Raw genomic sequence first — 21331 nt, forward strand, 5'->3', positions numbered from 1 at the left:
CCGAAGGACGTGGCCCACGGCGACAACCTCAGCGCAGACAGGTCTGCTCGTGCGGGAGAGGAGTCACGCAGGTCAGACGTCGGTCTCGTGCTCGGGCCCGGGCGCGTCGCCGATGGCGACGCGCAGGTCGTGCATGCCTTGGATGATGTCGATGAGGGCTTCTTCCGCTCCGCTCAGAGCCCGGCGGGTTCCCTCCACGTCACCTTGGTCGGCGTGGACTTGGGCGCTGAGGGTGTACAGCGCCGTCATGGCGGCGGCGAAGGACGCCTCCTGGCCCGGAGGGGTGTCCTCTGCGTCGGATTCCGAGACTTGCATGGCGGTGCGTTGCAGTCTGTTGCTCAGGACGTTGACCGCAAGGCTGGGGTCGGAGCCGAGCTGGTCCGTCCAGCCGAGCATGGTGTCGAGGACGTCCTCGATCTCTCCTTCCTCGGTCAGGCGGGTGGCGGTGGTGATCTCCGCCTCTGTCTTGGCCAGCAGATTGCCCAGCAGCCGCAGACGGTCCGATTGCTGTGCTCCCTCGGGCCGTGCCTTGGGATCCGTCGCCGGTACGGCCCCGAGAGCGACCAATGCTGCGTAGATCTGCTCAGCACTCGCCGGATGCTCGCTTTTGATCGTCACCCTCTTAGCTTCGCGCCCCGAGGGCCCCGGCGCCCGCCCACACACGCCGGAGGCCTGCGACTGTGCTGATCGATTCCGAGCTGCTCACCGGCGCGCCGCGTGGTGGCAGGTCAGCGTCAGACCGGTAACAACCCGCTCCGGGGGATACCCCCCGTTGTGATCTTGGGGTGCGCCGGATCGTGCCCTCCGCGGGGGCGAAACTAGCGTTCGGCCATGGGTTCGATTCTGCGAAAGCGCCTCGCCATCGCCACCGTCACCGCCTTCGGTGTCGCTACGCTGCTCACCTCCTGCTCGGGTACCCCCGCTGCCCAACCTGCCCCTCGCTCCGCTGCGGAGCAGCTCCGCAAGGACGCCGCAACGATCCACCACCTCGGTGTCAGCGGTGTGCAGGCCCGCGTCGTTGCGCCCGACGGCCGGCAGTCCGTCGCCACCAGCGGCACCGCCGACGTGAACACCGGCCGCCCGGTCACGTCCGACGGCTACTTCCGCATGGCCAGCACCTCCAAGACGCTGATTGCCACTGTGGTCCTGCAACTGGAGGCCGAGGGCAGGCTGTCCCTGGACGACACGGTCGACCACTGGCTGCCCGGGGTGGTGCGCGGTCACGGCAACGACGGCAGCCGGGTCACCATCCGCCGACTGCTCCAGCACACCAGCGGTATCCACGACGCCCTGCCCGGATACACCACGCCCAAGGAGTACTACCAGCAGCGCCACCGCGTCCACGAGCCCGAGCAGCTGATCGACCTCGCCATGGCCCACAAGCCGGATTTCCCGCCCGGCGAGGGCTGGACATACTCCAACACCAACTACGTCCTGCTCGGCATGATCATCCAGAAGGTCACCGGCCACCCCGTCCACCAGGAGATCGACATCCGCATCCTGCGCCCGCTGGGCCTGGACCAGACCCGGTGGATGGGGACCTCGCCCAGCCTGCCCCGGCCCCATGCCCAGGCCTACCAGTTCTTCGGCCCCGGCTCCCGGGTGGATGTCACCGACCAGATACCGGTGGATCACGAGAACCTTTCGTGGGTCACGACCACGCGGGACGAGAACCGTTTCTTCCGCGCGCTGCTCGGCGGCCGCCTCCTTCCGGCACGGCAGCTGGCGAAGATGAAGCAGACCGTCCCCGTGAGCGCGGAGGTCCAACGGCTGTGGCCCGGCGGCCGATACGGGCTCGGCCTGGTCGAACGCCCCCTCAGCTGCGGAGGGACCTACTGGGGCCATGAGGGCGGGGACGGCGGCTACATCACCCTCAACGGCGTCACCGACGACGGCAGGCGAAGCGCGGTGGTCTCCATGTCCGAGGCCCGCGGCGACACCGCGCAGCACATAGTGGCGCAGGAGAACGCGGCCAGCGCCCTGATCGACCACGCACTGTGTGCCCGGGCGCCCGGCACTCGGTAAGGGTGACAAGATCTGTCACCTTGGGCGTGCACCGTGGTGGCATGGAGAAGAACAAGGACACCAACAGCGAGGGCATCAGCCAGCAGGGCCCGCTCGCCGGCCGGATCGCGCTCGTCGCCGGGGCCACACGCGGCGCCGGACGTGCTCTCGCCGTCGAACTCGGCCGTGCCGGTGCCACCGTCTACGTCACCGGCCGCACCACCCGCGCCCACGTCAGCGAGGTCGGCCGGACCACGGAGACCATCGAGGAGACCGCGGAGCTGGTCACGCAGGCCGGCGGCACCGGTATCGCCGTACCCACCGATCATCTGGACGAGGACCAGGTACGGGCTCTCGTCGACAGGATCGACCGCGACCAGGGGCGGCTCGACATCCTGGTCAACGACCTGTGGGGCGGCGAGCACCTGCTCGTCGGCTCCGTCTTCGGCAAGAAGAGCTGGCAGACGCCGCTCGCCGACGGCCTGCGCATCCTGGAGCTGGGCGTACGCTCCCACGTGATCACCGCGGCACTCGCCCTGCCGCTGCTGGTCCGCTCGGACGCGCCGCTGCACGTCGAGGTCACCGACGGTACGGCGGTCTCCAACCGCCGGTACCGCGAGAACCTCTACTACGACCTGGCGAAGAACGCACCGATCCGGATCGCCTTCGGGCTGGGAGAGGAACTGGCGGAGTACGGGGGCACGGCGGTCGCCGTCACGCCGGGCTTCCTGCGCTCGGAGCAGATGCTCACCCACTTCGGCGTCACGGAGGACAACTGGCGGGACGCCGTCGCCCAGGAACCGGACTTCGCCATCGCCGAGTCGCCGCACTACCTCGCCCGCGCGGTCGCCGCGCTCGCCGCCGACCCGGACCGGGCGGCCCGCTGGAACGGCAAGTCCACCTCCAGCGCGGAACTCGCCAGGACCTACGGCGTGCGCGATGTGGACGGCAGCCAGCCCGACGCCTGGGCGTACTTCGAGGAGGTCAGGTACGGCGGGAAGGACGCCACGGCGGACGACTACCGCTGATACGGCACGGCGGACGACCACTGCTGATACGGCAGGGCGGACGACTACCCTCGATCCTCCGGCTCCGCACCGTACAAGGCGGCGAGGGCCCGCGCATGCTCGCGAAAGCGAGCGCGCAGGCCCTCGGGAGCCAGCACCTCCACGTCCGCGCCCAGCCCGGCCAACTGGGCGAAGGCGACGTCCTCCGACTCGACCGGCAGGCCGAGCGTGACGCGCCCGGCGGCGTCCGGCGTGGTCGCGGACGCCAGCGCCTCGTCCACGCCGGCCGGGTCCACCACGGTGGGCAGGCGCCGCAGGCCTTGCTCGGTCACACGCACGGTGATGGTCGTACGCAGCAGGGCCCGGGCGAATGCGGCTGCGTGCGCCTGCCAGTGGGCGGCCAGGTCGAAGGACGGGTCGCGTACGAAGGGTTCGTCGGCGCCGGGAGCAGGGGTGAGCGCCGTGACGCGGTCCACGCGGTAGGTGCGCCAGGTGCCGTCCCGGCCCGTCGGCTCACCGGGGACGCGGCCCACGACGTACCAGACCCCTGCTTTCAGGACGAGCCCGTACGGCTCCAGGAGGCGGGCCACCGTGCGGGGTGGGGTGCCGTCGCGTCCCGGCCGGGCGTAGGTCAGTTCCACGGTGCGGTCGGACCACACAGCGCGGGCCAGCTCGGGCAGCAGCTCTGGTGCCGACGGCTCGCGGAACCAGGCCGGGGCGTCCAGGTGGAAGCGGCGCACCGACGACTCGGCGGCCGCACGCAGTGACGGGAGCAGGGTGGCCGACAACTTCAGCCGGGCCGTGCCCGCCGCGTCCGACAGCCCGAGATCGCGCAGGGCCGTCGGCAGACCGGAGAGGTAGAGGGTCTCCGCCTCGGTGGGTCGGAGTGTGGTGAGCCGGGTCCGGTGGCCCGGCGCGAGGTGGTATCCGCCGGCGCGGCCGCGTTCGGACCGGACGGGAACGCCCGCCTCCTGCAAGGCCTGGGCGTCGCGTATCACGGTGCGTCTGGAGACGTCCAGCTCACGGGCAAGGGCTTCGGCGGTCAGACCGGGGCTCGACTGGAGCAGGAGAGCCATGCGGATCAGGCGGGCGGCACGCATGCCTCAAGGATCGCGGACCCGGCACCCGCGACGCTCCTGCTCACGCCTGGCACACCCCACCTGCTGCCTCAACTGCCCTGGCCGCTCCGTACGGCTGTGTTCCCAGCGGCGCGGCACAGTTCCTGGGGCCGGGGATGTTCGTGAACCCTGTCCTCCGCCTCACCACCGGCGGTACGCTCAACCGCCGAAATCGCGTTCCCGGGCCTGGTCCGATCCAGGCGGCGGGGGATGGGGGGCCACCCATGAAACGGCGGGCTACTGCCAGGTACAGGGCACGGGTTGCGACCGCAGCCGCATTTACCGGAGCACTGCTGGCGGCCGGAGTCGTTACCGGCCAGGCCGCGCAGGCGAACGTCAGCTCCGGAAGCTGCCGGCTCAGCGGATACGCCTCCGAACCCGGCGGAATTCTGCTCAAGCCGTGTTCCATCGGCCTGGTATTCGAGGGATCCGACCAGATCGGCGGCGAGATCTACGTCCAGAACCCGAACCACATGCCCATCGACGTCTGTGCGCAGGTAGAACGCGTCAACGCCAATGGCACTACGTCCCAGGCATACAACCTGGAGTGTGTCGGATGGTCGAGCAGCGCCACCCAAGACGTCTACGCACCGAACTGGTGGGGGGATCCGTCGCAGGGCACCTACGTCGTCCAGGCCGGGTACTGGGCCACCATCAACGGCGTCTACGCCTACTACGGGGGCGCTCAGAGCGGCCGAATCCAGGAATTCTGACACTTCGGGCGGCGTGTGCGCCCACTCGCAGGTCTTAGGCGGGTGGGCGGCGCTCCGCCCGGAGACGGAGACGCATCCACGACCGTGTACGGCGAGACGACCCGAGCGGGCCGTCAGTGGCCCGACCCGCTTGGCCAGCGAGCGACAGGACGGCGTCCCCGCCCGTGCACGCAGTCCACCCAGCAAACCGATGAACGCGGCCAGATCAACGGCCTTGCCTGGATCAGGCATGCCTTTCCACTGCTCGCCCACAATGCCCCCCGCTGTGCGATGCCGTCCCCCTGACACCCCGAGTCTAGGAACGGGGGTGTGTGGATCGGTGGGGGAAACGGGACTTCGCCAAGCGACTCGGACGAGCCTACGCGGGGGGCATCCGTAAGGGGCGTGGCGGGGCGGGCAGGCCGTGCAGCCGGCCGCCACCGGAGCCAGGAAGAGAACACGGTTGCGGGGAGGGGGCGTTCTGCCCGCCGAAGCCATCGGCGGCAGCCTCACCACCTGGTCGCGCTCCAGAGCCACTCGGCCTGGCGATGACGACGCCGGCGCGCGAGACGCCGGCCGGCACGGAACTCCGCTCGCCGTCCCGCTCACCGGTGGACGCGCCGGCGCGTCAGGCGGCCAGAACCCGGCTGGCTGTGCCGGACCCCTGGCGGTCGGCTCGAAGCTGTTCCAGGAGGGCGTCGGCGGCAGCCAGGGCCTCGTCCACCGACTCGGTGCCGGTCATGGCGCACAGCCTGCGGGAGGTGTCCTCCAGGTCCCGGCTCGACCGGCCTGTGGGCCGCAGGTCATGGCGGAAACGGGCCTCGGCGAAGTGGGCCAGTACGGCACGCAGTTCCCTTTCGGCAGGCAGCAGCACAGCGACAACCTTTCTCGAAACACAGGCCGTTTCACCTGGCCCGGCGACTTCCGTCTGCCCCCGCGCGGACACCGTATGCACTCTCCTGCCGCCGTCGGGCGCCGACCCTGCGCAGCCGCGGGCGGTCGTCACCCCGGCTGCCGGGAGGTGCCGGAACGCACGTCGCCCCCGCGGCTCCTGAGCGGTACGTCCGCTTCGGTGAGCACGCGATGCACGAACCCGTAGGACCGGCCGTGTGCCTCGGCTATGGCCCTGATCGACCGGCCCTCCTTGTACTCCCCGGCGAAGACTTCCGCCAGCTTCTCGCGTGCGCCACCGGTGATCCACTTACCCTTGCTCGTTGTCTTGTGCACGAAGATCTCCTCTCCGGAAGTGGGAGTGTGATCACTGGTGCCCGCATCGGCGCCTTCCATGTGACCGCCGTCGCCCTTAGTTCGGCAGGACGTCACCGCCGCGTGGCTGGGTGCGGCCGGCTCAGGAATCGGTGCCGGTCTGTTGCCATGGGCTCGGGCCGGTGCCGTGGCACCAGGCCACCAGGCCGGAGCCGTCCACGCAGACGATTCCGCACTGCCGGGCGTACTCCAGGGCAGGCTCCGTGAACTCGCTCGTCGTGACGAGCGCTGCGACATCGGCCTCGTGAATGGCGAAACAGGTACCCCCGAAGCGCTGCACGTCCTGCGAGCCGACTTTGTGGGTGCCGCCGTACTGTTTGCACTGGATGACCACGCGCCGCCCGTCCGGCGTGAGCGCGACGACGTCCGCCCCCAAATCGCCCGCGCCCCCGACCACTTCCACCGCGTGACAGCCGTTGTCGGCGCACAGGTCGGCTATGGCTCGCTCGAAAGCTTCGGGTTCCAGTCCGGTGTAGTCGGCCAAGCAGGCGTCAGTGGCCGTCGGCACCGGGTCAGCGACGTCCTCTGCCGGTTCCTCCGCCGGCGGCGCCGGCCGGCCGGCTTCCACCACCCTCGTGTCGCGCAGGTCATCGGACGCCATCTCGGCTGCTTCCTCCAGCGCCCGGGCGGCGCGGCCGGCGTAGCGGGTGACGGACGCCTTGCGCCACCGGGACCGGGACGTCAGAGCGGCCCCGACGCCGAGCAGGGCCAGGGCAACGGCCCACAGGGGACGGCGCTCGACGATGCCTGCCGCGGTGCGCACCAAGAACACCAGAACGCAGAAGATGATCGCCAGCAGTATGAAGAACAGAGCGGTGACGCGCAGATCGAACCGCCGTTCACGACCCGCACGGCGAACAGGGCGTGTCGGTATGGCCATCCCGGCTTCCTCCTGGGCAGCGAGTGAAGATCAGTGATCTACGCATGCCCCGGAACGAGCACTCAGCAGCCGACAGTGGCGACGCCGGGCCGTACGACCCCCATGGCAAGCCCGCACACCGGCTCCGTATCGGCCCGCACACCGCAGGAGCTGTCACTTCCAGAGGTCGTGGCTCGTGCACACGCGCGCGCCCATGTTCCGCTCCATCATCCGCAGTGCCGCCCGAGCGAGATCTTCGTGGATGTGCGCAACAGCGTCCTCGGGAACGGTCACCTGGAAATGACGGATGTGGGCGTCCAGGGCCGAATAGAGCACGCACTGCTCGGTGACCTGGCCGCAGAGCACCAACTGCTCGATGCCCTGCTGTTGCAGCAGATACTGAAGCGGGGTGTCGAAGAAGATGGAGTGCCGGGTCTTGAGAACGAACAGCGACTCCTCATCGGGCCGCAGAGGTTCCACGAGATCGGCATGAGGCCCCGCGAGAGCGCGGTTGAGCAGCTCACCGTGGTGGGATCGCCATTCACCGAAATTGTCGTTGACGTAGACGACCGGTACGGCACGGCGCCGAGCGCGTTCGGCAAGGTCGGCTACGACCGGTACGACCGACTCGGCCGACGGCAGCAGCAGTTCCGCGTCCTCGTGGTCGTACGTGTTGATCATGTCGATGATGATGAGAGCGACCTTGCTCACGGTGTCAGATCTCCGTCCAGGGGTGAGGCAGGTGATCACTGTCGCCGTTCCGGATCACAGGTCGGAGTAAACACCCTCTTCGGCACATATGTGCAACAGCGACTCGTGAGGAACGCCAAGCAGCGTGCGGTGTTCCCCCAAGTCTGCGGCGAACCGGACCCGCCGCCCCGGCGCCACGAACATCGGCCTGGTTCCACCTGACCGCTCTGCACCGCTGACCCGGGCAACCTGGCCGAACAGTCGTGCCGGCCGCGCCCCTCAAGGCGAGCCGTTCGTCAGCAGCAGGTGGAAGATGTGGTCCCGGTGGACGAGCGTGGCGGTGTCGGAACCGCTGCCATCGAAGTACACCGGTAGCTGTGGCTCCTCACCGCTGTAGTAGCCGGTGGAACGCATGAAATCGGGGCTGACAGCGGCGAAGGACCACGCCGGGCCGTCTGCGCCGAGCAGTTCGCGGAGGAAGCCCCGCACCAGCCGCTCGGCATCCGCCGCCGGGTAGTGGTGGCCGTACGGGCTGAACGCCTCGCAGAGCATCCAGCGCAGCCGTGCCAGGAATCCTGCATGGCCAAGCGGGCTGACCGTGGCGCGGAAGCCCTCGCGCAGGAGCGGGAGCACGAAGGCCTCAGTGTCGTACTCCTCCGACAGGTTGTACCAGTTGCGGCGCACGTCTGCTGCACGCATCAGCTGCGGGAAGAGGGCGTTGCGCAGGAACGCGTGCAGGACATCCTGGCGATTCTCGGCTGAGAGAGGTACGTCGCTCTCCGCCGTGAGGAGCAAGGTGTTGCTGTTCATCGCATGGTCGACGGCCGAGAGGAAGGCGTCGACGGCGGGAGGCTCAGAATCGTTCGTCGGCGCGGTGAAGCTCGGGGAACGCATGGTGACAGCGTTGTGGACGACCGGTCGCTGCTTCAAGCCGCATCACGCGGTGGCTGCGTATCCGTCCGGAGCCGATCCCCGCTGGTGGGGGTGGGCCCCGAACAGCCATCCCGACCACGGCGTCACAACGCCAGGCCGCCGAACTCGACCATCCAGGTGATCCCCGAGCTGGTGGTGAACGGACCTGTGGCCGGCGGTGGTGGCCGCCGTGCCCTCGTATGCGACCCACGCACCGCGACGACCCGTGAGATTCCCCTCGTCTTGGTCACCCGACACCCTCTGAACTCCCACTGGGGGCCGGCCGGGAGCGGAGGAAGCCCCCGGGGGAGGAGCCTGGGGAAATCGCGTCGAGCCTCGGTTCCCTATCCGGATACCCTTTCGCAGCCGGTCCGTGGGCCGGCCTTCGACCGAGCATGACCTGCAACGACACAGGGGGAAGAGATGACCAGCACGAGGAAGTCATCGAGTACGGCAGCACCCACGACCGTCCGACGCCCGGACAAGCCCCTGGTCCTTTTCAGCGACGAGGCGTCCGCCGTGATGCGGCCGCTGCCCGGTCCGGCGAACTGCCTGGGGTCCCCGCTTGAGACGCTGACCTGGCAGGAGCCCCCAGCCTTGGCGGACAGGGACGGCGACGTGCAGTGACCGAGGCCGGCAGAACATCTCGCAGATCGTGATCACTCCCGTCGACGGTGAGCCGTACCTCTTCGACGAGGGCCAGCACCCGGAGGCCGGCCTCACCTTCTACCCGGCCGACGAGCAGCACCAGCGCCGGGTCGGCTGGAACCGGATCAACTCCCAGACACACACCGAAGTCGTCAGGTGCGGCGCGGTTCCGCCCAGCCTCTGGGGCATCGACGGCAGGACCGTCCTGCACCGCTAGTGCCGTGACCGGGATGGTTCACCGTGATCGGAAACCGGCCCGCGGGACGAGTGCACGCGAAACGGCTGGTATTACTGGGGCATGCAGGAAGAGATTGCACGCTCCGCGATCGACACATTCATCTCCGCGTTCAACGCCTCCGACGACAGCTATGTGACTGCTCTGCTCTCCCAGGCTCTGACCTCGGACGTGGTCTTCTGGGGGCCGTTGGGGCGCAGCGAAGGAATCGCGGCGGTCGAGCGGTTCGTGCTGGACATCCGGCGCCACCCGGCGGGGACCGGCACGATGGTGCGCTGCTCGGCGGTGGACATGCCTGACGAGTGGGCCCGGTACCAGTGGGTCTTCACCACGCCGGACGGAGGTCCCCGCCTGACGGGAACGGACGTCGTCCATCTGCGGCGAAGCCTCATCGACCAGGTCATCGTCTTTGCGGGGGAGATCGAACCGTCCACCTGAACGGGCCCCCTTCGGCGCTCGGGGGCTGCGGTTCGCGGGATGACGCCCTACCGGCGGTCGTCGTCCGCGGATGAGCAGCCGTGAAAGCAGGTGACGCCGTGAGCGCGGCGGTAGGCCGCCGGCAGCCGGTTTGGCTTGCCCTGTTTTCGTCCAGCAGGAGCCCGCGGTGTGCAGGTGGGCCGGATCGCCAGGCGCCCTGACTCATCGAAGGCGAAGACCCGGTCCGGGAACCGGTCCAGAGCCGGATCCGCCGGCTGCGGCGGTGGCCTTGTTGCGATCGTCATAGACCGCCCCGACCTCATAGGCTGACATGTACAGTGCCGATCTGGACTGATGGGTAGGCAGGGCGCGCCCACCGGATTCCGGAGGCGCGGAGGTCAAAGGGCGGTCGTGGCATGTTTGCGGTGATCTACCGGTGGCGTTTGCACGAAGGCAAGGAGCAGCAGTTCGCAGCTGGTTGGCATCGCGTGACACGTGCGATGCACAAGCACTGCGGCAGCTACGGATCACGTCTGCATCAGGCCGATGACGGCACCTGGGTGGCGTACGCACGGTGGCCGGATGCCGCCACTCGCGAGGGCTGCCCAGACGTGGACCCGGAAGGGGAAGCCATGATGAGTGAGGCGATCGCTGAGCACCTCCCCACCATTCGATGTCATGTGGTGGACGACCTTCTCGCAGAACCCCGTGACATTTGATCTCGGAGCGGACCGGTCTGCCCCTCTCGATCGGTGTCTCCACCGCGAACAAGCACGAAAGCCAGGGGCTTGAACCCCTGGTACGGGGCATACCTCCCATCCGTTCCCGGCGTGGGCCCCGCCGACGGCGGCCCGCCAAGCTCCATGGAGACAAGGGTCCTTCGCCGGTATCGCGGCCAGCCTGATCTGTGTTCCGCCGGATTGGAAGCGGAGCCGTCCCCTATGATCTCGATCATGGGCAACTTCTCCTGAGCGGGCCGCGACGGTCCACAGACATTGGCCCGGCAGGTGCCGGGCTCCGTCAGCGTGCCCGCACGCTCGCCTCAGGAGACACGACCACACCATGTCCGTTCACTCTGCCTGTTCCGCCCTGGACGACCGCATCGCACGCCTGCGACAGCTCGCCCACGCCGACACCCGGCTGGAGGGCGTGCTGCTCTACGGCTCGTGGACCCTGGGCGAGGCCGACGCCCATTCCGACATCGAGGCATACCTCTACATCCAGGACGACCGCCTCGCCGATTTCGACGGCCCCGCCTTCCTGGCACAGCTCGCACCGCTCCAGCTCTGCTACACCAACATGCACGGCATCCTCTCCGTCGTCTTCGACGACCTGATGCGCGGCGAGTTCCACCTCACCCCCGCCGGTCCCGGCATCGACGAAGTGCCCACCTGGCGAGGCATGGTGCACCTACCCCGCCCCGACGACGCCGTCCTGCTCGACCGCCGCGGCCGGCTCACCCAGGCCGCCCGGCAGCTAGCCACCTTCCAGCCGCCCGAGCCGGTGACCACCGCCCAGCAGCTCACCGACGAGCTGACCAACTGGACCCTCATGCTCGCCCATGTACTGGCCCGCGGCGAGATCGCCCGCGCCCACGCCCTGCTGCACACCGTCATCGCGCCCCAGCAACTGCGACTCTGCCGCCTGTTGCGCAACAGCACAGCCCACTGGCTCACCCCCAGCCGCGCGTTCGAACAGGACCTGCCCGACACCGACCGTCATCGTTACGTCGCCACCACAGCTGTCGCCCGCGACCAGGACGTGCGCACGGCGGCACGCAACAGCTGGCGCTGGAGCCGCGACCTCGCCTCCGAGGCCGCTGACCGCTGGGCCATTCACCTGCCGCACGAACTCCACGAACAAATCAGCAGCCGCCTGAACGACCCTCGCTGACCACATCCCGCTGGGGCTACCGGACTCATCCGGTAGCACCAGCCTGGCGGCCCCGGTCCCAGGGGCCTGTCCGCCGGGCCTTAGCGGCGCCCCTGCCACCCAGGCTGAGACGGCCGCTCCCGGCCACCTCGCCCCAGCTAAGGAGAAAGCAACTGACTCCGCACTCCCTCGCGTTCTATGTGGACGTGATCACATCTGGAACCGTCCTCGGCGCCAAGCCGACGGACAGTCCCGACAAGGTCAGCGCGATCCTGGGTTCCGATTTTGCCGAGAACTCCCTTGACGACTACAGCATGTGGCGCGACTACGGATTGGCCGAGTTCTTCTGGAGCCGGGAATCGCCCGACCACCCATGGGAGGGGCACCACTTCACCTTGCAGGTGCACCGGCTTTCGTACGGGGGCAGCAGCATCGTCAACAAGGTGATTCGCGAGCGGTACGGCCGCTTTGACCGTCACCTCCGCTTCGACAAACTGCAGCGGCTGTTGTCGAACCGAGGCGTGCGTCTGGAGGACGTCCCGGACGCCAACGCCCCCTCCTTCACCCTGCACTGGAACCCGGCTTCCCAGACGTCCGTCATGGCCTTCCGGCAACGCGAGTGGGGACGGTCTCGCCGGCGCGGCAACGACCTTGTCGGTGACGTGCACAAGATCTCTTCACCACTGACTGCGGAGCAGGTGGCATGGCACAGAGCACGCTACGGCCGTCAGGACGCCTCGCGCAGTTCATCGGGTGTGCCTGCCGGATGAGTGATCATCGACCTTGTACTCGCGGCGTGCCGTTCGCTGGGCTGGGCTGGGACTGCGGGGACGCCTTGGCCGCCGCTGAGCGGCTGGCAGCGGGCAAGGAGTTGGCGGCGGACCGCTGGCACTGCCGTGACGCGAAATGTGTGGCCCTGGCCGCGCCGTACGGTCACCCCTTGGTCGAGCGCTACCCGCTCGGCGGACTCCAGGTAGGTCGAGAGCGGATCGCGCCGCGGCTGACGCCGTGGTCGTGGGCAAGGGCGGCGACGGAGTGGCCTACCAGGTACGCGGTGCGTACGACGTCGGCCGGGACGGCAGGGCAGTGACCGCCCGTGCTGCCCTTAGCCTCGGCGGCCCGCGGGCCGCCGTACGCCAGCTCGCGCTGGAGTTCGCCGGCGGCGAGGGTCTGCACCATGAACTTCACGGTGGACAGCAGTTCTGCGGTCCGCGGGTGGCGGGCGGTGATGTTTGCAAGCACTTCTTTGGGCACCAGCGCACCAGCGTTTCGTGGCTCCATGACGTACGAAGTTGATCTGGCTCCACCGGTATGACAAGGCTGTTCAGGCCAGGGTCAGGAGGGCCTGTGCATCGCATCTGGCGGCGTGATCGAATAGGGGATGACTTCGTTCTGGACTGGCAAGCGGGTACGTCTGCGCGGTATCGAGCCCGAGGACTGGACGGCGTTCGCGGGCTTCGCCGTCGATGAGGAGCGGTCGGGAGATCTGCTGCATCCGCCTCGGTCTACTGAGGGGTTCCGGGCCTGGGCGAAGGAACAGTCCGTCGCGAAGTCCGATGGTGACTGCTTCACGTTGGCCGTCGAATCCGTGGACACGGGGCAGATCGTCGGGGCTGTCGGGTCCCACTACGCAGATCCGCGGGCGGGGCGGTTCGAGTACGGCATCACGATGGGTATGGGGTACCGGCGTAAGGGCTACGCGACAGAAGCCGTGGTGATGCTGCTGCGATTCATGTTCGCCGAGCGGCGGTACCACAAGTGCGAGGCGCGGATCTTCGCGCACAACGAGGCATCGCTGGCACTGCATCGCCGTCTTGGCTTCACCGAGGAAGGGCGCCTGCGCGATCACGTGTTCTTTGCCAACCGACACCGTGATCTCGTCGTCATGGGCATACTCGCCGACGAGTTTGCGGAGCTGCACTCGATGAGCGAACTTGAGTGAACGCTGAGCCTCCGGGAGCAGTGTGAGGCTGTGGCAGCCTACCGACGACCTGCCCTCTTTGGGGCGAATGCGCTGCTCCGTCCGCCCGGCGACGGCAGGGCTTGTGTGTCGATCACGGTCATGTCGGGAGGCCGGGATGGGTTTGTCGCGGACGGAGCTGTTCGCTGCGATCCGAAGGGACAAGCGTCTTGATCCGGAACTGTCGCAGCGAGTTCTGGCGGAGAAGTACGGAGTCCATCGCCGGACGGTGAGGGCAGGCCCTTTTGTCTGCTGTTCCGCCGCCGCGGAAGACGCCATTGACGAGGACTTCGTCGTCCAGACGGCCACCACCCGCCCGACCAAGCTCGGCCAGCTGTTCACCCCGTGGTCGATCCGCGAACGTGCCGCATGCCTGCGGAATCCACGGTCGCATGATCCGGATCGTGAGCGAGGCGTTACGGTGCCTGCTCGTCTACCCGACCGCGTCTTCGCGTTCGACGAGTCCGGCACGTTCGTCGTCCGCCCAACCGCCGGCTGTGGCTGGGCCAACCTGATCGAGGTCCGCTTCGGACCGCTGCGTCAGTTCACGACTGCCAGCTCCAACCACCGCCACCACACCGTGCAGACCAGAGTGCTTCACGCGTACGTTCGCTGACGCACCACAACGACGCGAGCGCGCCCGCATCCGCTGCGAGAACCGGGGAGGGCATCACCCCTCGGCTGAACGGCTTCAGGTCTTCCGGCCTTCAGGTCGAGGGCTGCATGACGACCTGCTCACCCTCTCCCTCCGGTTCCTCGAACTTGGTCAGGTAGCGACTGAACAGCGTCTCGTCCACTGTGACGGAGTTGGGGCCCTCCTCGGCGTTCCGTGTTTCAAGGCGACGTTCCAGCGTCGTCCGATCCGCCTTGAGGTGAATCAGTTCCCAACGGCAGCCGTGTTTCTCGACCAGCGCCTTGTAGTCATCGCGGGCGGCGCGACTCCAGAAGGTGTAGTCCATCACCACATCGCGCCCGGCCAGCATCAGCTCGACCAGCTCCTGCCGCTGCTCGCGGCGGACCTCTTCCTTGAGCTGGTCGAACGCCTCCGCATCCAGCACCAGGCCGGCGTCACGCCGTCCGAGTCGCTGCCACACCACCTCGTCGATCGACAGGCGAACGGAACCGCGTCCCACCACGATCCAGCGCGTAGGTGGTCTTGCCCGCTCCCGGAAGACCACACATCAGCACCACCGTGCTCAATCGCTGCGTCACCGAGACAGATTAGTCCCGAGGACGCGCCGACCTCAGCGGCCAGCAGCGCGCCCGCTACCAGGCCCGTCTACTCCCTCTTGCTCAGTACCGGTAGTCAGCGTTACGGTGTACTGGTACTCAGCATCACTGAATACCTCGGCAAGGAGGTGCTCCATGGCCAAGCTGCTGACGGAGATGCTCAAGGGCACGCTGGACGGTCTCATCCTCGCGTCCCTGTCCGGCCGGCCTGCGTACGGCTATGAGATCACCGCACGGCTGCGGGAACAGGGCTTCTCCGACATTGCCGAAGGCACCATCTATGCCCTACTCCTGCGGATGGAAAAGCGCGGCCTGGTCGACGTGGAGAAGGTGCCTTCCGAGAAGGGCCCGCCGCGCAAGGTGCACTCCCTGAACGCGCAGGGGCGGGAGTACCTCGAAGAGTTCTGGAGGACCTGGAGCTTCCTCGCAGAACGACTGGAACAGCTCCGCGAAGGGGGAAAGTAGCCATGTCCGAGGTGGAAAAGAGCGGTTTCCTCTCCAAGGTGATCGGGCCCAAGAAGCGCTGGTGGGCGTACAAGGCGCGCGTCAGGACGCTTCCCGCGGACCACCGGACCGCGGTCGAGGCGATCGAGAAGTACCTGATGCACTTCGTGCCGATCGATGAAGACAGCAGCGCGTCGATGTTCGAAGACCTCGCCGACCTGTTTGAGCAGGCTGCGGCCGACGGCACGCCGATCCGCGAGATCGTCGGAGAGGACCCGGTGGAGTTCGCCGAGGCGTTCGCGCAGAACTACTCCGAGGGCGGTTACGCGCCCGCCCGCGCACGGACCCGGCTGACCGACGACATCGAGCGTGTCGCCGCCGGTAACGCGGCCGGAACCGAGGACACGACGGCCTGATCGCGCCGTAGCACATCGCCCCCCAAGGGCCGAGCACCACTTTCATCGACTAGCCCGCCCCGCGCGGCCGCCGGCGATTGACCGGTCGGCGGCCTCCCGTGCATGCCCGCGGCACCGTCGAGACCGACCACAGTGTGCAAGGAGATACATGATGGGAAACGGCAACAACGGCCTCTCCGAAAAAGGGCTCCGCAGACTGCGCGAGGTGCTGGAGCGGTATGTGGAGTCCAAGAAGATTCCCGGGCTCGTTGCCCTGGTCGGCCGGGGCGAGGAGACCCACGTCGAGGCGATCGGGACGATGCGCCATGACGGCGGCACCCCCATGCGCCGGGACACCATCTTCCGTATGGCGTCCACCACCAAGCCCGTCGCGGTCGCCGCGACCATGGTTCTGCTGGACGAGTGCCGGCTGCGGCTGGACGACCCGATAGACCCGTGGCTGCCCGAACTCGCCGACCGGCAGGTCCTCAAGCGCGCGGACGGCCCGCTGGACGAGACCGTACCGGCGCGGCGTCCGATCACCGTACGCGACCTGCTCACCTCGACCTGCGGTCTCGGACTGGACACGACGGCGATGGGCTCGCCCATGATGGCCGCGTACTTCGAGCAGAGGGTCTACGGCGAGAACGGCTGGATGCTGCCGGCCGTGGAGCCGGACGAGTGGATGCGCCGCCTGGGGACGCTGCCGCTGATGTACCAGCCCGGAGAGCGGTGGCTGTACAACGTCAGTGACGACGTGCTGGGCGTGCTCGTCGCCCGGGTGACCGGCCAGACCTTCGAGGCGTTCCTGCGCGAGCGCATCTTCGACCCGCTGGGCATGAAGGACACCGGCTTCCACGTGCCCGCCGGCAAGATCGACCGACTGCCGCCCCTGTACGCCCCCGATCCGCAGACCGGGGAGTTCACGGTGGAGGACCCTGCCGAAGGGGGACACCACAGCAAGCCCCCGGCGTTCCAGTCCGGCGGCGGCGGACTCGACTCCACCGTCGACGACTACCACGCCTACTTCCGGATGCTGCTCAACCACGGAATGCACGGCACCGAACGGATCCTGTCCCGGCCCGCGGTCGAGCTGATGACGTCCAACCGCCTCACCCCGGAGCAGACTTCCGCTCTGCAGTCCTGGGCCCGCAGTGTCGTCCATCTGTCACATGGTCAGGGGCAGACCGGTGGCTGGGGCTTCGGGATGACGGTGCGCACCTACCGCGGCGACTACGCGCCGATTGGCCAGTTCGGCTGGGACGGCGGAGCCGGCACCACGACATACGCCGACCCGCACAACCAGCTCGTCGGCATCTTGCTCACCCAGACCGGGATGTCCACCCCGGACTCGGCGCGGGCCATTCAGGACTTCTGGACCACCCTCTACCAGGCCATCGACGACTGACCTGCTCCCTGGCCATGGCCGGTCCGGCAACCGAACCGTTTGAGGCGCTCGGTCATCGGCATGGTCGTCTGTATCCGGACGATTCCGTGTCTGCTTCCGGCTCCGGCTCCCGTGCGGCCCAGCGGCAAGGCCGCACACCGGCTCACTCCTGCACAGCGCCGCCGTCGTCGTCTTCGTCCAGCGCGATCGCGTCCGGATCGCGCAACGGGCAAGGCACCGGGGGACGCTGGAGGTGGAACTGTATCGACCCAGCAGGTGTCGTCGACCGGGTCGCCCACGGCCAGCAGGTGCTCCAGCGCGCCGTGGGTGCCGGTGTCGACGCCGGGCATGCTGGCCCGCCAGAACCCCTGGTCGTCCAGGTGTCTCGTTTGTCAGATCAGATGCCCTCTGTCATGGCAACGACCGCTGGACGCCCGCTGATTCACACCAGCGAGTGGATTGATCCCAGGGGCAGCCCCATCGGCGTGTTTCCCGATCGGATGCCAGCATCATGTGGGCATCCCACCCACACCTGCCCGCCGAAGGGAACCCACCATGCGTCTGTGCTCTGCGCTGCTCGCCATCACGAGCGCCTTCGCCCTGGCCCTCCCATCCGCGACCGCCGCACAGGCACAGGACGAACTCGGGCTCAACTACAAGTACATCGACACCGCAACCGGGGCCGCAGCCAGCGCGACCCTGCCGGAACAGCCTCCCTTGAACGAATGCATCCTCATCCAGGAAGTCGCCGAACTCGCACCTGGGCAGGAACACGCGGATGCATTCGCGCCTCAGAACACCAGCAGCAGGGCCAATGCCCAGATCTTCGCGGCCGACGACTGCACGGGGACCCCCAAGGTCGTCCTCAAGCCAGGCAGTGACCAGGAGCCGGATGATGTCACCTTCCGGTCGGTGAAGTTCGTATTGCCCGGCTAGGGACTGTCCGGCGGGTCACCGGCGCAGCCATAGCCGGATAGGGGTGCAGGTGTGTGTTTACGGTGCGCTCGACTTCGTTCGTGAGGAAACGTGTCTGGCGGAACGTCCTTGAGGTCGCCACGTGGTGCGGCGGGACATCCGAGATGTCCCGCCGAACCGAGGTGCAGGTGGCTACTGCCAGACGCGCACGTAGTCGACCAGCATCTTCTGCGGGAAGACGGTCGAGGCGTCGGGCGCGCCCGGCCAGTCACCGCCCACCGCGTTGTTGAGGATGATGTAGAAGGGGTGGTCGTAGACCCACGGCCCCTTCGTGGCCTCCAGGGTGGAACGGGCGACGGTGAAGAAGGCGTTGCCGTCGACCGTGAAGGTCATGTGGCTGGAGTCCCAGTCCAGGGCGTAGGTGTGGAACGCGGACGAGAAGTCGCTGCCCGCGACCTGGTACGGGGCGCCGTAGCCGCCCGCACCGTTGTACGCGGGGGCGTGGATCGTCGAGTAGACGGTGTCGGGGACCTTGCCGATGTGCTCCATGATGTCGATCTCGCCGCAGGCGGGCCACGGAGTACCCGTCTTGAAGTTGGAGCCGAGAAGCCAGAAGGCGGGCCACAGGCCCTGGGTGCCGGTCACCTTGATCCGGGACTCGACGTGTCCGTACGTGAAGTTGAAGTGGTCGGAGGTGTTGATGCGGCCGGAGGTGTACTGGCAGGTGGTGGAGCCGGTCAGCGGGTCCGTGGGGCAACTGGAGCCCGGCGTGGCCTCCTTGCGGGCCTCGATGACGAGGTTGCCCGCGCCGTCCATCGTGGTGTTCCTGCCGTTCGTGTAGTACTCGAGCTCGCCGTTGACGCCGGGTCCGGTGTCCTGGGCCCACTTGGCGGTGTCCGGCGTGGTGCCTGCCGCGGTGTTGAACTCGTCATGGAACACGATGTGTTCAGGGTTGCCAGGGTTCGGCGGGTCGGCCGGCGGAGCCGTCGGGGCGCCTCCGGTGCCGAAGACGTCGAAGGTCCACAAGGAGTATCCGTAGGCGGTGCCGCGCGCCGTGCCGTACATCCGCACGTACCGTCCGGTGCCGTTCACGTCCAAGGTCTGCTTGAAACCCTTGCCGGTGGTGGTCGAGTAGATGTCGGTCCAGTTCGTGTTGTCGGGCGACACCTGGATCTCGTACGCGCTGGCGTAGGCCGGGTCCCACTGGAGGACGACCTGGGTGACGTGGGCGGTCGCGCCGAGGTCGACGGTGATCCACTGGGGGTCGCTCCAGCCGCTGCCCGCCGCGGTGGCCCAGCGGGTCGCCGGGTCGTGGTCGACGGCCTTGGCCGGGGTGCAGCCGCCGCACTGGGCGTCGTCCTGCTGGCTGGAAGCGGTGGCGGGCTTCTTGTAGGAGAGCAGCACCGCGTTGCCGCCGTCCGGTGGCGTCGTCCCGGTGGTGAAGACCTGGAACTCCCACAGCGAGTAGCCGTACTGCGTGGCGCGAGTGGTGCCGTACATGCGCACGTAGCGGCCGGAGCCGGTCAGGGTGAGGAGTTCGGTCGCGCCCGCGCCGGTTGACGTCTGGTAGACGGTGGTCCAGGTGGTGCCGTCGTCCGAGACCTGGATCTGGTACCCCTTCCCGTACGCGGCCTCCCAGCTGAGCTGGACGCCGCAGATGCTCTGCTGCGTGCCGAGGTCGATCTGGAGCCACTGCGGGTCGGACGCGGCGCTGGACCAGCGGGTCCCGTTGTTCCCGTCCACTGCGGCTGATGCCGGGGTGCCGGCGTTCTCGGTGGAGGAGGTGGTGGTCGGCTTGTTCAGCGCGGCGTTCGTGGTCGAGCAGCCGGTGCCGCCGCTGCCCGCGGTGCCGTAGACCTGGAACTCCCACAGCGAGTAACCGTACTGGGTGGCGCGGGTGGTGCCGTAGAGGCGCACGTAGCGGCCGGTGCCGTTGACGGTCAGGGTCCGGCTGCCGCCGGTGGCCGTGGTCGTGGAGTAGATGTCCGTCCACGTGGTGCCATCGGCCGAGGCCTGGATCTTGTACGCCTTGGCGTAGGCGGCTTCCCAGTTGAGGACCACCTGGCTGACGGTGACGTTGGAGCCGAGGTCGACCTGGAGCCATTGCGGGTCGGACGCGGCGCTGGACCAGCGGGTCGAGGTGTCGCCGTCGACAGCGGCGGACGCGGGTGTGCCGCTGTTCTCGGTGGACGACGCGGTCGCGGGCCTTCCCTGCGACAGCAGCGTGCCCGCGGCTTGGGCGGGTGGCTGAACCAGGGCCAGCAGGCACGTCGTCAGCAGTGCGGTGACGAGGGCGAACAGCGGGGCGCGGGGCGTCCTTCGCGTTGATCGGCGGTGCGAGCGGTGCGGGGGTCTGCTACTCACGGCGTCTCCTGCGGGTTGGTCGCCGAATGAGAGAGCGCTCTCCGGACGGACCGATGGTGCGGCGTCGGCGCGTACGCGTCAAGGCTTTGAACAGAGCGCGCTCAACGGGGCCTCGTAGGGCACAGGTTGCGTTCAGGAGATGAAGGGGCGCGAGGCGTCTGCCTCGCGATCCGCCGTCAGGACAGAGCCGCACGAGGGGCGTGGACCCGTGCGGAAGGTGCGTCGAAGGCCGCGGCATCGAGGGTTCCGGCCGCCAGCGCATCGCTCAGCGCGGTCACCGCCTCCTCGCCCTGGGCGGTGTCGCGGGCCGAGTACAGGAGCAGGTCCATGCCGACCGCGGCGGACAGGACGGCACGTCTGAGCGCCGCACACGGGGTCCAGTCGTTTCCGCAGGTGGTGGCCCCAAGCGGGCGAGGGACACGGATTCGGTGCAGGAGCGGGATCAACTGCGGTCCATCACCCCACTGCCCAGGTGTGACCAGGACAGCCAGCGGACGACACCCGCCCTCACTGGCCAGACGGATCTTCGTTGTGAGCCCGCCGCACGAGCGACCGGTCGCCTCATCGGGGACATGTCATGCCAGGCGGCGGCGTTGTGCCGGAATCCGAGCCGGCCGGTGACGGGCTCCGGCGGCCTGCTGGTGCACGCGGCACACCCTGGAATCCACGCTCAACGCACTCCGGGGCGACACACTGTCCCCACGGCCTGTCGTCGGGGCGGCTGCCGACCGAGCCGCCCAGCGCCTCCACCCGGCCGAGCGTCTGCCGACATCGTCGACGCCGATGCTGAGCAGGATCCCCGTCCCGCCGGACGATCTATGCCTAGTAGTACTTCGTTAGGTTCTGGCTCTGGTTCTGCTTGTGGTTAGTGGTCGGCCGCAGGTGGTGCATGTGCCGGTCCAGCACCTCAGCAGGT

The 21331-nt window shown here is 68.3% G+C and carries 24 protein-coding genes and 3 pseudogenes; 15 read left to right on the forward strand and 12 right to left on the reverse strand.

From position 1 onward, the window contains the following. Positions 1-72: 72 nt before the first annotated feature. The gene (locus ACFVIU_RS30545) at positions 73-618 is read right to left on the reverse strand and encodes a hypothetical protein (protein ID WP_385846458.1); all 546 of its coding nucleotides are present in this window, start codon (positions 616-618) and stop codon (positions 73-75) included. 213 nt (positions 619-831) lie between these two features. Between ACFVIU_RS30545 and ACFVIU_RS30550 the strand changes: the two genes are divergently transcribed. Then, positions 832-2025 carry a serine hydrolase domain-containing protein gene (locus ACFVIU_RS30550; RefSeq protein ID WP_385846459.1) on the forward strand — a complete coding sequence of 398 codons (1194 nt, stop codon included), beginning with the start codon at positions 832-834 and terminating at the stop codon, positions 2023-2025. A 41-nt stretch (positions 2026-2066) separates the two neighbouring features. Then, entirely contained in the window at positions 2067-3032 is a 966-nt protein-coding gene (locus ACFVIU_RS30555) for an SDR family oxidoreductase (protein WP_385846461.1), read from the forward strand. A gap of 44 nt (positions 3033-3076) precedes the next feature. Here the strand turns inward: ACFVIU_RS30555 and ACFVIU_RS30560 are convergent, their stop codons facing one another. Next, the gene (locus ACFVIU_RS30560; RefSeq protein ID WP_385846462.1) at positions 3077-4111 is read right to left on the reverse strand and encodes a helix-turn-helix transcriptional regulator; all 1035 of its coding nucleotides are present in this window, start codon (positions 4109-4111) and stop codon (positions 3077-3079) included. A gap of 242 nt (positions 4112-4353) precedes the next feature. Here ACFVIU_RS30560 and ACFVIU_RS30565 point away from each other — a divergent pair, with 242 nt between their 5' ends. Beyond that, positions 4354-4842, forward strand: coding sequence for a hypothetical protein (locus ACFVIU_RS30565; protein WP_385846464.1), 489 nt, complete (start codon positions 4354-4356; stop codon positions 4840-4842). 607 nt (positions 4843-5449) lie between these two features. On the opposite strand, the gene ACFVIU_RS30570 is transcribed toward ACFVIU_RS30565, so the two are convergent. The 5 genes from ACFVIU_RS30570 to ACFVIU_RS30590 all read right to left on the reverse strand — a co-directional run bounded on the left by ACFVIU_RS30570 (position 5450) and on the right by ACFVIU_RS30590 (position 8530). Beyond that, complete coding sequence (locus ACFVIU_RS30570) at positions 5450-5695, reverse strand: DUF5133 domain-containing protein (protein ID WP_385846465.1); 246 nt, start codon at positions 5693-5695, stop codon at positions 5450-5452. Positions 5696-5823: 128 nt separating this feature from the next. Beyond that, positions 5824-6048, reverse strand: coding sequence for a helix-turn-helix domain-containing protein (locus tag ACFVIU_RS30575; RefSeq protein WP_385846466.1), 225 nt, complete (start codon positions 6046-6048; stop codon positions 5824-5826). Between the two features lie 121 nt (positions 6049-6169). Further along, positions 6170-6967 carry a restriction endonuclease gene (locus ACFVIU_RS30580; protein ID WP_385846467.1) on the reverse strand — a complete coding sequence of 266 codons (798 nt, stop codon included), beginning with the start codon at positions 6965-6967 and terminating at the stop codon, positions 6170-6172. 153 nt (positions 6968-7120) lie between these two features. Next, positions 7121-7657 (reverse strand): cysteine hydrolase family protein, encoded by a 537-nt coding sequence (locus tag ACFVIU_RS30585; protein WP_385846468.1) that lies wholly within the window; start codon positions 7655-7657, stop codon positions 7121-7123. 258 nt (positions 7658-7915) lie between these two features. Next, positions 7916-8530, reverse strand: coding sequence for a hypothetical protein (locus ACFVIU_RS30590; protein ID WP_385846469.1), 615 nt, complete (start codon positions 8528-8530; stop codon positions 7916-7918). 673 nt (positions 8531-9203) lie between these two features. Here ACFVIU_RS30590 and ACFVIU_RS30595 point away from each other — a divergent pair. The 6 genes and pseudogenes from ACFVIU_RS30595 to ACFVIU_RS30620 all read left to right on the forward strand — a co-directional run bounded on the left by ACFVIU_RS30595 (position 9204) and on the right by ACFVIU_RS30620 (position 12490). After that, the gene (locus tag ACFVIU_RS30595) at positions 9204-9413 is read left to right on the forward strand and encodes a hypothetical protein (protein ID WP_385846470.1); all 210 of its coding nucleotides are present in this window, start codon (positions 9204-9206) and stop codon (positions 9411-9413) included. A gap of 81 nt (positions 9414-9494) precedes the next feature. Next, positions 9495-9869 (forward strand): nuclear transport factor 2 family protein, encoded by a 375-nt coding sequence (locus tag ACFVIU_RS30600; protein ID WP_385846471.1) that lies wholly within the window; start codon positions 9495-9497, stop codon positions 9867-9869. Positions 9870-10264: 395 nt separating this feature from the next. After that, complete coding sequence (locus ACFVIU_RS30605; RefSeq protein WP_385846472.1) at positions 10265-10567, forward strand: antibiotic biosynthesis monooxygenase; 303 nt, start codon at positions 10265-10267, stop codon at positions 10565-10567. After that, a pseudogene (locus ACFVIU_RS30610) lies at positions 10561-10725 on the forward strand (transposase); the annotation flags it as partial. The gene ACFVIU_RS30605 and the pseudogene ACFVIU_RS30610, both read left to right, overlap by 7 nt. A 185-nt stretch (positions 10726-10910) precedes the next feature. Continuing rightward, positions 10911-11741, forward strand: a complete 831-nt coding sequence (locus ACFVIU_RS30615) for a nucleotidyltransferase domain-containing protein (protein ID WP_385846473.1) — start codon at positions 10911-10913, stop codon at positions 11739-11741. Positions 11742-11926: 185 nt separating this feature from the next. After that, on the forward strand, positions 11927-12490 hold the full coding sequence (locus ACFVIU_RS30620; RefSeq protein WP_385846474.1) for a hypothetical protein: 564 nt from the start codon (positions 11927-11929) through the stop codon (positions 12488-12490). A gap of 181 nt (positions 12491-12671) precedes the next feature. Here the strand turns inward: ACFVIU_RS30620 and ACFVIU_RS30625 are convergent, their stop codons facing one another. After that, positions 12672-13001: a hypothetical protein gene (locus ACFVIU_RS30625; protein WP_385846475.1), complete on the reverse strand. Its 330-nt coding sequence runs from the start codon at positions 12999-13001 to the stop codon at positions 12672-12674. 100 nt (positions 13002-13101) lie between these two features. Between ACFVIU_RS30625 and ACFVIU_RS30630 the strand changes: the two genes are divergently transcribed. Continuing rightward, entirely contained in the window at positions 13102-13662 is a 561-nt protein-coding gene (locus ACFVIU_RS30630; protein WP_385846476.1) for a GNAT family N-acetyltransferase, read from the forward strand. Between the two features lie 298 nt (positions 13663-13960). Further along, positions 13961-14293: pseudogene (locus tag ACFVIU_RS30635) on the forward strand (hypothetical protein); the annotation flags it as partial. Positions 14294-14387: 94 nt separating this feature from the next. On the opposite strand, the gene ACFVIU_RS30640 reads toward ACFVIU_RS30635, so the two are convergent. Continuing rightward, positions 14388-14816, reverse strand: coding sequence for an AAA family ATPase (locus tag ACFVIU_RS30640; protein ID WP_385846477.1), 429 nt, complete (start codon positions 14814-14816; stop codon positions 14388-14390). Positions 14817-15045: 229 nt separating this feature from the next. Here ACFVIU_RS30640 and ACFVIU_RS30645 point away from each other — a divergent pair, with 229 nt between their 5' ends. The 4 genes from ACFVIU_RS30645 (at position 15046) to ACFVIU_RS30660 (ending at position 18072) form a co-directional block, all read left to right on the forward strand. Then, complete coding sequence (locus ACFVIU_RS30645; protein WP_385846479.1) at positions 15046-15375, forward strand: PadR family transcriptional regulator; 330 nt, start codon at positions 15046-15048, stop codon at positions 15373-15375. A 2-nt stretch (positions 15376-15377) separates the two neighbouring features. Then, positions 15378-15770, forward strand: coding sequence for a DUF1048 domain-containing protein (locus ACFVIU_RS30650; RefSeq protein WP_385846480.1), 393 nt, complete (start codon positions 15378-15380; stop codon positions 15768-15770). Between the two features lie 151 nt (positions 15771-15921). After that, complete coding sequence (locus ACFVIU_RS30655) at positions 15922-17157, forward strand: serine hydrolase domain-containing protein (protein WP_385846487.1); 1236 nt, start codon at positions 15922-15924, stop codon at positions 17155-17157. A 534-nt stretch (positions 17158-17691) separates the two neighbouring features. Beyond that, on the forward strand, positions 17692-18072 hold the full coding sequence (locus ACFVIU_RS30660; RefSeq protein WP_385846481.1) for a hypothetical protein: 381 nt from the start codon (positions 17692-17694) through the stop codon (positions 18070-18072). 171 nt (positions 18073-18243) lie between these two features. Here ACFVIU_RS30660 and ACFVIU_RS30665 read toward each other — a convergent pair whose 3' ends face one another. From ACFVIU_RS30665 to ACFVIU_RS30675, 3 genes and pseudogenes are all read right to left on the reverse strand, one after another. Continuing rightward, entirely contained in the window at positions 18244-20331 is a 2088-nt protein-coding gene (locus ACFVIU_RS30665; RefSeq protein WP_385846488.1) for a discoidin domain-containing protein, read from the reverse strand. Positions 20332-20591: 260 nt separating this feature from the next. Next, positions 20592-20744, reverse strand: coding sequence for a hypothetical protein (locus tag ACFVIU_RS30670; protein ID WP_385846482.1), 153 nt, complete (start codon positions 20742-20744; stop codon positions 20592-20594). A gap of 34 nt (positions 20745-20778) precedes the next feature. Continuing rightward, positions 20779-21161, reverse strand: a pseudogene (locus tag ACFVIU_RS30675) (IS5/IS1182 family transposase); the annotation flags it as partial. Between the last annotated feature and the right edge of the window lie 170 nt (positions 21162-21331).

Source organism: Streptomyces sp. NPDC127190 (assembly GCF_042672505.1).
Taxonomy (GTDB): domain Bacteria; phylum Actinomycetota; class Actinomycetes; order Streptomycetales; family Streptomycetaceae; genus Streptomyces.